Genomic DNA, 10,989 nt, shown 5'->3' on the forward strand with positions numbered 1-10,989 from the left:
AACTCCCTTAATTGGGAGTTTTTTTGTAAAGTTCCGGACGCCGGTCACCAAATACATCCATGCTCTCTTTGATTTGATTTTGTATCAGCAAGCGTAGATTGCCTTGCAGGATTGTTTCATCTTCGCTCGCTTCAGCAAGGATTTCGCCCCAGGGATCAATAATGGCGGAATGACCGGCCAATTGTTCTTCCTGGCTGTCCATGCCCGCTTCGTTGCAGGCAATGACGAAAATCTGGTTTTCGATAGCTCGGGCGCGGATAAGCGTTTGCCAGTGGATCAGTCGTTTTAGTGGCCAGGCGGCTGGGATGAAGAGTACCTGGATGCCTGCCAGAGCAAGTTTCCGGGTCACCTCTGGGAAGCGCACATCATAACAGACAATGATCCCGCATTTGATACCGTCCAGCGTGAAGGTCACAAGGCTGTTACCGGCTTCAAAATCGTTGTGTTCGCCGCTGGGAGAAAACAGATGGGTCTTATGGTAAGCAGCCACCATATGTCCTGTACGGTCAAATATATAGCTGGTATTGAATACTTTCGAGCCAATGGCATTGGCGACTGTGCCGCCGACAATATTGACTTGATATTTTTGGGAAATAGTGGCGAGGGCTTTACGGGTTTCTAAGCCATCAGCATCAGCATAGTCAAGGACCGGTTGAGGATAAAATCCCAGTCGCCATAACTCTGGCAGCAGGAGTACATCAGGACGTGATTTCATGGCTTGGGCTGCCAAACGGTAGAGTGCGGCGATGTTTCGTTCCGGCTCTCCCAGAGTGACTTGCATTTGGATTACAGCAACCTTCATAAGTACCTCGTAATATACAAGAAAGGAATGATATCATGGATAGAATAACCTATGATTTAGGGGATATTGTCCGTTTGAAAAAAAAGCATCCCTGTGGAAGCTTTGATTGGGAAATTCTGCGGACAGGCATGGATTTCCGGCTCAAATGCCAGGGATGCGGACATCTTATCCTGATCCCTCGCACCAAATTTGAGAAAATGGTCAAAGGGAAAGTAAATGATCAGCCGAAGAACTGATAATACAGATTCAGCAGGAACAGTGCCACGGCGAGACCGATGGAACCAAGGCTGGCTGCATTTACATAGGCACGGATCTTTTCCGGGAAATTGCCATGCCGATAGAGATAGGTCAGAGTCAGGGAAAGGGTCAACAGGAAATACATGGCCCGGTTGGTATTATCAAATTGTTCCCAACCTGCAAAAGTCAGGATAAAGGTGATACCGATCATGATCAGCAGCAGATAATCCTTGCCTGGTTTTGCCTCGGGCTCCTTCTTTACTGCTTTAGGGTGCAATTTGTTCTGCAGTTTCTTGTATTGTTTAGCCATACTTCATAACTCCAATCTAATATAAATAATAAAAAACCTTCTCTAGTATAACATAGGGACGGTTTTTTAGCTATGCTTATACGGTGCTAAATGACATATTTTTGCCGCCAGCACGCCGATGATGAACCCCGTCACGATACCGCAGATCCCCAAGATGGGGAAATACCGAAAGATATGCAAGGTGTCTGCGGTCCAAGCGGCAAAGATCAGTTGTCCCAGATGGTGACTGAAGCCTCCGGCGGCACTGACTGCGGGCAGGGAAAAGTACCTGCTCTTTTTCAGCAACCACATGCTGAAAAGGCTCAGCATTCCGCCGGAGATACTGAAGAGAAAGATTGTGGGGCCCCCGCCAAAGAATGCAGCCAGCAGGGTGCGCAGGAGGATGAGCTGTATGGCATCGCGTGTCTGGGGCAGTGTATAGAGGGCGTAGACTGTAACAATATTGGCTAGACCAAGCTTTGCGCCAGGTGCGATAAAAGGCAGGGGAATGAGCCCCTCTACTAAGAAAAGCACTAAGGAAATGGCGGTGAGCAAGGCTATATGGAGTGTTTCACGCAGATTCATATTCAGTATTCCTTGATTTCGATAATGAGTTTATGGGGCAGGCAGGCGATGATTTCTCCGGCTTTACAGATAGGGCCTGTTTGTACGCAGACCTTATCGGGACAATCGGCTTCAATGATGGATATTTTTTCATTTTCGATGCGGATAAGATTGTGTCCGTCGCTGCCATTGGCGGTAAACGTCACGGGGATTTCCCGGTTGCCTGTATGACCGGTCAGGGTGACTTTTTCCAAGACTTTACCATCCTGCCGGATTTCGGCGTAGATGGGAGCTGCAGGCCGTTCAAAGGCGAGCAGGGGGAGCAGAGACAGGATAATCAGCAGGATAATCAGCACAATATCCGCTTTTTTCAGCATTTTCTTCATGTTTACATTATATAACGCTTTTGCTATACTTAAAAGGCAATTTGACAATATGTGATTATAAAAAGGAGCGCGATGATAATGCCGAATCGTCCAGCCTGGGCCGAAATCAATTTACAGGCGTTGCGTCATAATTATAGAGAGATAAGGAAACAGTTGGCTGAAGGCGTCAGAATGTGTGCGGTTATCAAGGCTGATGCCTATGGTCATGGAGCAACGGTGGCGGCACGTGTGGCGTTGGAAGAAGGGGCGTCCTACTTTGCAGTGGCGGCATTATCAGAGGCGATTGAACTGCGGCATGCAGGTTTTACCACGCCTATCCTGGTGCTGGGACTGATCGATCCCAAGGATGCGGCGGAGGTCGTGGACTATGATATCACGCAGGTCGTCTGTGAGCTAGAGCTGGCCAAGGCGTTGTCGGCAGCCGCACAGGCGCAGGGCAAGGCGGTCAAGGTCCATCTGAAGGTGGATACAGGGATGGGACGGATTGGCGTGCGCAAAGAGGAAATCGGTGCGTTGGCCGCAGCTATATCTGAATTGCCGGGAATCGTCATTGAAGGCATGTTCTCTCATTTCGCCACAGCTGATCTCAAGGACAAGACTTATACCAAGAAGCAGCTGGCTGAATTCAAGGATGCCATTGCTGCTGTGGAAGCGCAGGGCGTAAAGCCTGCCATCCGCCATATTGCGGAGTCGGCGGCTATTTTGGAGATTCCCGAAGCCCATTTCGATATGGTAAGGGCAGGTATTATCCAGTATGGACTCTGGCCTTCGGAGGAAGTGACCCGTCCAATCGACTTGCAGCCGGTGATGTCCTTGAAGGCTAAAGTTACCTGGATCAAGACGGTGAAGCCTGGTGAGAGTGTTGGCTATGGCCGCAGGTTTGTAGCCGAGAGGGTAAGCCGTATTGCCACACTGCCTATTGGCTATGCAGATGGCTATCTGCGGCTTTATACCAAACATGGCCATGTTATGATCCACGGAAAGAAGGCACCCTTTGCAGGCATTGGTTGTATGGATCAGATGATGGTGGATGTAACGGATATTGAAGATGTCAGAATCGGTGATGAAGTCCTCCTTTTTGGGACTCCGGAACTGACTATTGATGAAGTGGCAGCTTGGGGAGAGAGTATCAATTATGAAGTGCCTTGCCTGATTAGTGCCAGGGTCCCCCGCGTATATGTCGATTGAGGCAGATTCAGGAGGAATTTAATGTCAGAAGGGAAAAAGCATCTATTGCTCTTGGGATGTTTGTGGTTTTTTCTCTATGTAGTTGGAAATCATCTGTTGGCTGTTACAGACCCGGTAGAAGGAAATTACGTCGAGACTGTACGGGAAATGCTGGTGTCCGGTGATTATATATCGCCGCAGATATATGGCAAGTACTGGTTTGATAAACCAATCCTGTTTTATTGGGAATTGGCGGCAGCCTTTAAGCTGGGGGGAGTTACAGATTTTGTTGCCCGGATGCCGGCAGCTTTGATGTCACTGGCAGGAATGTGCTTGCTTTATTGGTGGGGACGGCGTCTTTACGGGACTCGTGTGGCTTTGACGGCTGCGCTTATTATGGCAACCTCGTTGGAATATTGGTATGTGGGGCATGCTGTGATTACAGATATGACCCTGTTGGTGACGGTTTCGTTCACCTTGTTGGCGTTTTATCATGGCTATCAGTCCCGAAAGTATTACTGGTATTATGGATCTTATGCAGCTGCAGCCTTGGCTGTCCTGGATAAAGGGCCATTAGGATTATGTCTTCCGGGGCTTATCATACTGATTTTCCTGCTTTGGCAGCGGGACTTGAAGGCGTTGCTGGTCAAGGAGATATTCATTGGCCTGGGTGTCTTTGGGGTGCTGGTGGGGATTTGGTATATACCTATGTACCGCTTACACGGTCAGGTTTTCCTGGATGTATTCTTGGGTGTCCACAATGCTATGCGGGCTACCGTGTCCGAGCATCCGGAAGTGGATGTGTGGTATTATTACACGCTTATCTTCCTGGCTGGTTTTTTCCCGTGGGTCTGGGTGGCAATTCCGGCACTGATAAAAAAATGGCGTCAGGGCTGGCGCCTGAAGTTGAGCATGGAAACGCGATTCCTGCTAGTCTGGGCAGGAACGGTGTTTTTTGTGTTTCAGTGTTTTGCCACAAAATATATTACTTATACGCTGCCCTATATGTTTCCGGTTTCCTTGCTTTTAGCACGTTACTTCAGTCAGTGGGGACGGAAGTTCTTTGTCATGGTGGGGGCGGCCAGTGTCCTCTATATCGGGTTGTTGTTTGGTGTGGCTGCTCCGCAGACAGCAGCTAATTCTGCCAGGGATGTAGTGGCGGCAGCCATGCCCTATCTGGATAATGGTGCGGATATATACTGCTATGGTAAAGTAAGGCCTGTGTCCTGGACGTACTATACAGGGTGTTATCTGTATCAGCTGGTTCCGGAGGCACAGATCAAAGCGCAGGGAAAAAATGATTGGAGTGTTACGGAGGTTATTCCGTGTAAGGCCATTGAATCTGTGGAAAACTCGAAACCACTCATTGTGCTGACGCGGGAAAAGTATTTTCAGGCACTGCAGCAGGATTTGCCAGGGAACTGGCGTTTGCTGGACAGCAGTGGAGCATTGCGGGTGTATTATCGTGACCCTTTTTAGGAGATGTAATGAATGAAGTTTATCTCAATCGTGGTGCCAATATATAATGAAGCGGAAAATGTTTTGCATTTTGCGGCAGCGGTGAAAGAGGTAATGGAAAATTCCCACTACAAGTGGGAACTTTTGTTTATTGATGATGGTTCTCGGGACAATAGTGTGCAGATTATTCGCGATCTGCAGCGCTGGGAACCACAAGTAAAGCTGATTATGCTGGCTCGTAATTACGGGCATCAGATTGCACTGACCTGTGGGCTGGACAGTGCACAGGGAGATGCGGTGATCACAATGGATGGTGATATGCAGCATCCGCCGGCGCTTATACCGGTTTTGCTGGAAAAATGGGAAGAAGGCTGTAAGGTCGTGCAAACCATTCGGAAGGATACGGAGGGGGTATCCTGGCTGAAGAAGGAAACATCACGTCTTTATTATCGCTTTATCAATGCGATGTCTACCGTGGAGGTTTATTCCGGCGGGTCGGATTTTCGTCTGTTGGATAGAGAAGCTGTAGAAGCGTTGCGCCAGTATCGGGAACACGATCGTTTCCTGCGAGGCATGGTCAGTTCCTTAGGTTTTAAGCGGGCGGAGGTTCCGTTTGTAGCGCCACCCAGATTTGCAGGGAAATCCAAGTATAATCTGGGGAAGATGCTGAAGCTGGCGACAGATGGCGTGGTAGGCTTCTCTGTGATTCCCCTTCGCTGGGCTTTTTATATGGGGTTGGTTTTTGCCTTGCTGAGTTTTCTGCTGTTGTGTCATGCCCTGTGGGAGTATGCCCAGCACCAGGTAGTGCCAGGCTGGACCACAATCATGGTGGCGATGTCCATGTTCGGGGGTATCCAGCTCGTGATCATGGGAATTATCGGTGAGTATGTGGGCCGGATTTTTACTGAGGTGAAGAATCGACCACTGTATTTTGTCAAGCATAATATGGATTGTGATAATGATGAAGAAACTCATACTAAATGCGGATGATTTTGGCCGGCATGAAATGATCAATAAAAGTGTGCAGCAGGCTGTGCAGAACGGGGCACTGCGTTCTGCCAGCATCATGCCGGGGGCACCTGCTTTTGCGGATGCAGTGGTGATGGCGAAGGCTCTGCCGAAGTTGGGCGTAGGGGTGCATCTGACCCTGGTGGATGGTGTTCCTGTGCTGCCAGCGGAGCAGGTGCCTACGCTGATTGACCGTGAGGGGCATTTCTGGCCGGATCATGGTGCATTTATCCGTCAGTATCTGAAGGGGCGGATAAGCCGGCAGGATGTTGCGCAGGAACTGGCAGCACAATTGGATAAGGTATTGGCAGCAGGAATCCGGCCTACCCATGTGGACAGTCATCAGCATCTGCATATGCTACCTGGGATTTTCCCTTTGGTGTTGAAACTGGCGGCTGAACGTGGGATAAAGCGTGTACGGATTTCCCGAGGCATTTATGGCAATCCTTTTCGTCCCTGGCCCGGATTGGGGGATATGATCGGAAAATTCGGGTTGGAGGTTATGGCTTTTCAGGCCCGACGCGAGGCGAAGCGATGCGGTTTTTCCTGTCCGGAACATTTTGTGGGACAGGTTGCCGGTGGTGCGGTAACAGAGCCTTTTTTGTTGGCACTTTTGGCAGATTTTCCGGAAGGCTCGGTGGAGGTCATGCTGCACCCTGGCCTCGACAATAGTGTGCTGGCCAGGGAATGTGGCTGGCAGCACGATTATGAAGGGGAATACAGAGGTGTGTGTGCAGATGTGGTCCTGGAAAGCCTGAAGGCCAAGGGCATACAACTCGCTGGTTTTGCTGATCTGACATAATCGGAGAAAAAACTAAAAGATGACAAAAATAGTCTTAAAAGACTTAGAGACTTATTAAAAGTGTAATAAATGTGCAAGAAAATCTCTGCAGTGGCAGGGATTTTTTCTTTTATAACGAATGTGTATAGCTACAAAAAACTTTTTATCCAATATAACCTTAAATCATTGGTCAAATTTGTCGATATATATCCAAAGGATGGATATGAGACAGGAAAGGAGGAAGGACAATGATTTGCAAGAAATGCGGGTGTATTTTAGAACCGGAGGCGAAGATATGTGCTTTTTGCGGTGAGGTGGCAGAGGCAGGCGAAAGCGATTTGATGACCAACTTTGTAGGGGATGATGGTGCACGGGAAATCCTGGCATCTATGCCGCAACTGGTATCCTTGCACCAATTGGATGATGTACCGCTGGAAAAAGAACAACTGTTGGCAGAGCTGAATCGCCTGCAGGGGTATTTTTCTCATATCCGCGGGAAGTATGCAACACTTGGCGATCTGTGGATGATGCGTGCCCAGTATGCGGAGCCGAAGCTGGCTAATTACACTGTGGGCGGCGGAATCTTCACCTTGTTCTTCTATCTGATCCTGACGGGATTTTTCCCGACGGTGCCCTGGACGTTTTTCTTTGTGGTATGGCTGGGGGTAACCAGTGTATCCTATGTTCAGGCCGGCAAGGCTTATGAGCGGCGTAAGGCTTATCTGGAAGCGGATATCCGGGGAATTGAAAATGAGGTACGTACTTATTATAATCAGGCCGATCATTGTTTTCTGCCGCTGGATTATACCGATCCCAAAGTGATCCGTGAACTGATTGCGGGGATAAGCAGCGGCGCGATTACATCATTCCGAGAGGTTAAAGTGTAAGGATGACGGAAAAGCCTTCCCCTTAGGGGAGGGCTTTGTTATAATGGGAATAAAGTTTACAGAATCATAGGGGGAATTTGATGTCATTCTTTGCGCTTTGTCTGTTGTTGATATGTCCGGTATTGTTATTGCTGTTGGCGATGCGTTATTTTCGGCATCGGAATTACAGAATGACAGCGCTGTTGCTTTGTCTGGCCATTGCGGTAGGCCTTATCGGAGGAATGAAAGGCTATCAGGAAATGGACAGCACGGCGAAAAACAACACGATATCGAATTATGATCGTGACCAGAAGGAGAATATGACGCGGCGTTATGAACAGGCCGTGGCAATTTTGGAACATATTAATTTCAGTCATCCGGATCGGGAGAAAATAGAAGAAGCTGTACGTTTGCTGCGGGATTTTGAAGATAAGAAAGTCGTGGAAAATCTGGAAGGGGCTTGTCCGGATGCAGATGTGCTGCTCGCTTATGCAGAGGCTATGAACCAGGTTGCGTCGTATCGGGGGCATATGACCAACAAGGATGTGGCAGCAGACCGGAAGTTGTTGTCCATCGTCCAGGACATGCCTGCTGGTTATAAGGGAAAACTGGCGGAAAAAATCGTACCTTTTCAGCGATTGATTATTTCCATGAATGAGGAAGCAGAAAAGGAAAGCAGGCTGGATCGGGAAAATGCACAAAAGCATGCACAGAATCTTACGCAGGGAAAATATGGAGGAATTAAGCCTGGTGATAGCGAAGATATTATAACAGCCGCTATGGGAGAACCTGTACGCGTTAATGTGACGCAGGGTGACGGTAAGGAGATGAAACAATACGTTTTCAATCATAACGGCAAAAGCATCTATGTGTATACGAAGGATGGCATCGTGACGGATGTAGTCCTTTGATTTGTGAATGAGGTGATTGCAATGCGGAAAAAAATTTTAGCAGTATTATTCGGTGTGATGTTGGGAATGTCGGCAGTGACCATGGCAGCAACTCCTGAGGCCGAGATCATGTCTGTGCAGCAAGCCAAGGCTATGGCATGGACAGATACGATGCTGGTGAAGAATAAGCCGGCAGATACGTTGAAACTTATGAGCAGTGAAGCACAGAAGGAAATTACGGATAAAAAAATAACTGAGATTGGCAAGGATATCAGTAAAAACCTGGGCAAATACCAGGGGGCACGGCTGGCGGGCTGGTCTTGCCTAGATCAGTTCCAGCTGGTTTATTTCATGAAGTTTGAGAAGGAACCTTTGGTTCGTTGTGTGTTTTTCTTCAATGAAAAAGGCGAGATCTTGAACTTCGCTCTGCAGCCGTTGCAGATCAATAAACAGGAAAAAAAGGACGACAATAAGAAAGAGAACAAAAAGAAGTAACAATCATTTGGGAGAGCATGATGAGCACATACGAATACAAGACGCAGGGCACCTGCAGCAAAAAAATCATTGTGGAACTGGAGGGAAAAACCATCAAGTCCGTCAAGTTTGAAGGAGGCTGTGCTGGAAATCTTTCCGGTATCTCGAAATTAGTGGTGGGCATGGATATCGATCATGTGATTGAACGGTTCGCTGGCAATACTTGTGGTCCACGTGCTACATCCTGTCCAGACCAGCTGGCCATTGCGTTAAAGGAAGCCTATGCGGCTCAGCAGATGATGTGATTCAGCAAAGGAGAAAGTGTGCGCATATGCTATTTGACAGTCATACTCATACGGAGTTTTCTGCCGATTCGGAGATGAAAGCAGAAGAGGCTCTGGCTAGGGCAGAGCAGTTGGGAATTGGTCTGGTGTTTACAGAACATCTGGATGCAGATTATGTATCCAAGGACGGTAAAGCGTTTACGTTTGATCCACAGGCTTATTGGCAGGCTTATGGCCGTTTGCGGGGAGACAGGCTTCATCTGGGTGTGGAGATTGGCATGCGGGAATGTACCAGGTCTTTTTCTGAAGAATTTGCCAGTCAGGTGGATTTTGATATGATTATCTGCTCCCAGCATTTAGTGGATGATATTGATATCTATTACCCGGATTATTATACGGGGAAGGGCAAACAGGAGGCTTATCAGCGTTATTTTGTGCAGATGGCGATGAATCTGAAGACCCATAGTTTTGCTGATGTCCTGGGGCATATTGATTATATCTGTCGTTACGCTCCCTATGAGAATTCCCATATCAGTTATAGGGAATTTGCTGATGAAATCGATGAGGTGTTGAAAAACGCTATTACTACAGATACGGTGTTGGAATTGAATACCCGGCGTTTGGGGGATAAAGAAGCTGTTGCGTATCTGAAGCCGATATATCAGCGTTACCAGGAATTGGGTGGGCGCTTTGTCACATTGGGATCTGATGCACATGATGCAGCGGCGGTAGGGGCATATCTGAGTCTGGCCTGTGACTTTGCCGAAGCCTTGAAACTGCAGCCTGTAACCTTTGTACAGAAAAAAATGGTGAAAATGCAAAAATAATTTAAAAAAGTGCTTGACAGTTAGCGATGAAGGTGCTAAACTAATTATCGTTGTGAGCGACAAACGCAAGCAACGAATTGAATAGCTTTCTGTTGAGAGCACATTGGAGTGTTGTCCGAGTGGTTGAAGGAGCACGCCTGGAAAGCGTGTATACGGTGAACGCTGTATCGAGAGTTCGAATCTCTCACACTCCGCCATTATGAAATGATAGGCATTACCTTTTGGTAATGCCTTTTTTGTATCTTGTATATTGTTCAAGAGGAGGGACATTGCCCTTGCTTTGGGGGACAATACGCTGCGAAGGAACGCTGCCAGGCAGGGGGCTTCTCTGGAGGCATAAAAGCGAGCATTTCGGCTGGATCGAGGCAAGTCTGATTCCCATCCTTAAGTTTTTGCACGTTTTCAGGATTTTTTCAAAAAAGGTGTTGACATATGCTCAAGACTCGTGTAATATAATACAAGTCGCTGACAGATACGGAAACGAAACAGCCCAGCAAGCCTTGATTGGCAGGCCGCTGAAGAACTTCCGAAAACTTCGAAAAAACTTCAAAAAAGTTCTTGACAAGCTAATCTAAATGCGGTATGATAAATGAGTCGCTTGAAGCGACAGGCACTTCGAAAGAAGCGCTTCACAAGATTGTTCTTTGAAAACTAAACAATGCAAAATAATCATGCAACATGATTAAGCCAGATGTTTGAAGAAACTTCTAGTTTCTTATTTAAAACATCGATTGGTATGAACAACATAGCAATCGGCAATTTCTTTAATAGATAATTGAGAGCTTGATTAAGTTCTTCATAAATTTTATGGAGAGTTTGATCCTGGCTCAGGACGAACGCTGGCGGCGTGCTTAACACATGCAAGTCGAACGAGGTGATTGAAAGCTTGCTTTTGAGAACCGAGTGGCAAACGGGTGAGTAACGCGTAGACAACCTGCCGCAAAGATGGGGACAAC

14 protein-coding genes, 1 tRNA gene and 1 rRNA gene are annotated in these 10,989 nt (G+C 47.6%); 12 read left to right on the forward strand and 4 right to left on the reverse strand.

Annotated elements, in window-relative coordinates:
- Positions 1 to 7: 7 nt before the first annotated feature.
- Positions 8 to 802 (reverse strand): carbon-nitrogen family hydrolase, encoded by a 795-nt coding sequence (locus BUB68_RS10415; protein WP_073091025.1) that lies wholly within the window; start codon positions 800 to 802, stop codon positions 8 to 10.
- A 35-nt stretch (positions 803 to 837) separates the two neighbouring features.
- On the opposite strand from BUB68_RS10415, the gene BUB68_RS10420 reads away from it, so the two are divergent.
- A complete protein-coding gene (locus BUB68_RS10420; RefSeq protein ID WP_081371961.1) occupies positions 838 to 1,038 on the forward strand; it encodes a DUF951 domain-containing protein in 201 nt (66 codons plus the stop codon).
- Here BUB68_RS10420 and BUB68_RS10425 read toward each other — a convergent pair.
- From BUB68_RS10425 to BUB68_RS10435, 3 genes are all read right to left on the reverse strand, one after another.
- A complete protein-coding gene (locus BUB68_RS10425) occupies positions 1,023 to 1,349 on the reverse strand; it encodes a hypothetical protein (protein ID WP_073091029.1) in 327 nt (108 codons plus the stop codon). The genes BUB68_RS10420 and BUB68_RS10425 overlap by 16 nt on opposite strands.
- Positions 1,350 to 1,415: 66 nt before the next feature.
- The gene (locus BUB68_RS10430) at positions 1,416 to 1,913 is read right to left on the reverse strand and encodes a Gx transporter family protein (protein WP_073091031.1); all 498 of its coding nucleotides are present in this window, start codon (positions 1,911 to 1,913) and stop codon (positions 1,416 to 1,418) included.
- A gap of 2 nt (positions 1,914 to 1,915) precedes the next feature.
- Entirely contained in the window at positions 1,916 to 2,278 is a 363-nt protein-coding gene (locus tag BUB68_RS10435; protein WP_073091033.1) for a NusG domain II-containing protein, read from the reverse strand.
- A gap of 78 nt (positions 2,279 to 2,356) precedes the next feature.
- Between BUB68_RS10435 and alr the strand changes: the two genes are divergently transcribed.
- The 11 genes from alr to BUB68_RS10495 form a co-directional block, all read left to right on the forward strand.
- Positions 2,357 to 3,466, forward strand: coding sequence for an alanine racemase (gene alr, locus BUB68_RS10440; protein ID WP_073091035.1), 1,110 nt, complete (start codon positions 2,357 to 2,359; stop codon positions 3,464 to 3,466).
- A gap of 21 nt (positions 3,467 to 3,487) precedes the next feature.
- Complete coding sequence (locus BUB68_RS10445; protein WP_073091038.1) at positions 3,488 to 4,924, forward strand: ArnT family glycosyltransferase; 1,437 nt, start codon at positions 3,488 to 3,490, stop codon at positions 4,922 to 4,924.
- Positions 4,925 to 4,936: 12 nt separating this feature from the next.
- Positions 4,937 to 5,893: a glycosyltransferase family 2 protein gene (locus tag BUB68_RS10450; RefSeq protein ID WP_073091040.1), complete on the forward strand. Its 957-nt coding sequence runs from the start codon at positions 4,937 to 4,939 to the stop codon at positions 5,891 to 5,893.
- Positions 5,862 to 6,713, forward strand: a complete 852-nt coding sequence (locus BUB68_RS10455; protein WP_256625880.1) for a ChbG/HpnK family deacetylase — start codon at positions 5,862 to 5,864, stop codon at positions 6,711 to 6,713. The genes BUB68_RS10450 and BUB68_RS10455 overlap by 32 nt, the downstream gene beginning before the upstream one ends.
- Positions 6,714 to 6,940: 227 nt before the next feature.
- Complete coding sequence (locus BUB68_RS10460; protein WP_073091045.1) at positions 6,941 to 7,579, forward strand: hypothetical protein; 639 nt, start codon at positions 6,941 to 6,943, stop codon at positions 7,577 to 7,579.
- 80 nt (positions 7,580 to 7,659) lie between these two features.
- Complete coding sequence (locus BUB68_RS10465; protein WP_073091047.1) at positions 7,660 to 8,469, forward strand: hypothetical protein; 810 nt, start codon at positions 7,660 to 7,662, stop codon at positions 8,467 to 8,469.
- A gap of 21 nt (positions 8,470 to 8,490) precedes the next feature.
- Positions 8,491 to 8,943, forward strand: coding sequence for a hypothetical protein (locus BUB68_RS10470; RefSeq protein ID WP_073091050.1), 453 nt, complete (start codon positions 8,491 to 8,493; stop codon positions 8,941 to 8,943).
- Between the two features lie 17 nt (positions 8,944 to 8,960).
- Positions 8,961 to 9,227, forward strand: a complete 267-nt coding sequence (locus BUB68_RS10475; protein ID WP_371914860.1) for a TIGR03905 family TSCPD domain-containing protein — start codon at positions 8,961 to 8,963, stop codon at positions 9,225 to 9,227.
- Positions 9,228 to 9,253: 26 nt separating this feature from the next.
- Positions 9,254 to 10,033, forward strand: a complete 780-nt coding sequence (locus BUB68_RS10480; protein WP_073091053.1) for a histidinol-phosphatase HisJ family protein — start codon at positions 9,254 to 9,256, stop codon at positions 10,031 to 10,033.
- A 105-nt stretch (positions 10,034 to 10,138) separates the two neighbouring features.
- Positions 10,139 to 10,230, forward strand: a tRNA-Ser gene (locus tag BUB68_RS10485).
- 607 nt (positions 10,231 to 10,837) lie between these two features.
- A 16S ribosomal RNA gene (locus BUB68_RS10495) occupies positions 10,838 to 10,989 on the forward strand; the annotation flags it as partial.

The sequence above is a fragment of the Pseudoselenomonas ruminantium genome, from assembly GCF_900142515.1.
Taxonomy (GTDB): Bacteria; Bacillota; Negativicutes; order Selenomonadales; family Selenomonadaceae; genus Selenomonas_A; species Selenomonas_A ruminantium_D.

Bases quoted from the DNA above. Each gene is read 5' to 3' on its own strand.
- BUB68_RS10415 (WP_073091025.1), bottom strand. From the start codon at position 802: ATGAAGGTTGCTGTAATCCAAATGCAAGTCACTCTGGGAGAGCCGGAA.
- BUB68_RS10420 (WP_081371961.1), top strand. From the start codon at position 838: ATGGATAGAATAACCTATGATTTAGGGGATATTGTCCGTTTGAAAAAA.
- BUB68_RS10425 (WP_073091029.1), bottom strand. From the start codon at position 1,349: ATGGCTAAACAATACAAGAAACTGCAGAACAAATTGCACCCTAAAGCA.
- BUB68_RS10430 (WP_073091031.1), bottom strand. From the start codon at position 1,913: ATGAATCTGCGTGAAACACTCCATATAGCCTTGCTCACCGCCATTTCC.
- BUB68_RS10435 (WP_073091033.1), bottom strand. From the start codon at position 2,278: ATGAAGAAAATGCTGAAAAAAGCGGATATTGTGCTGATTATCCTGCTG.
- alr (WP_073091035.1), top strand. From the start codon at position 2,357: ATGCCGAATCGTCCAGCCTGGGCCGAAATCAATTTACAGGCGTTGCGT.
- BUB68_RS10445 (WP_073091038.1), top strand. From the start codon at position 3,488: ATGTCAGAAGGGAAAAAGCATCTATTGCTCTTGGGATGTTTGTGGTTT.
- BUB68_RS10450 (WP_073091040.1), top strand. From the start codon at position 4,937: ATGAAGTTTATCTCAATCGTGGTGCCAATATATAATGAAGCGGAAAAT.
- BUB68_RS10455 (WP_256625880.1), top strand. From the start codon at position 5,862: ATGATGAAGAAACTCATACTAAATGCGGATGATTTTGGCCGGCATGAA.
- BUB68_RS10460 (WP_073091045.1), top strand. From the start codon at position 6,941: ATGATTTGCAAGAAATGCGGGTGTATTTTAGAACCGGAGGCGAAGATA.
- BUB68_RS10465 (WP_073091047.1), top strand. From the start codon at position 7,660: ATGTCATTCTTTGCGCTTTGTCTGTTGTTGATATGTCCGGTATTGTTA.
- BUB68_RS10470 (WP_073091050.1), top strand. From the start codon at position 8,491: ATGCGGAAAAAAATTTTAGCAGTATTATTCGGTGTGATGTTGGGAATG.
- BUB68_RS10475 (WP_371914860.1), top strand. From the start codon at position 8,961: ATGATGAGCACATACGAATACAAGACGCAGGGCACCTGCAGCAAAAAA.
- BUB68_RS10480 (WP_073091053.1), top strand. From the start codon at position 9,254: ATGCTATTTGACAGTCATACTCATACGGAGTTTTCTGCCGATTCGGAG.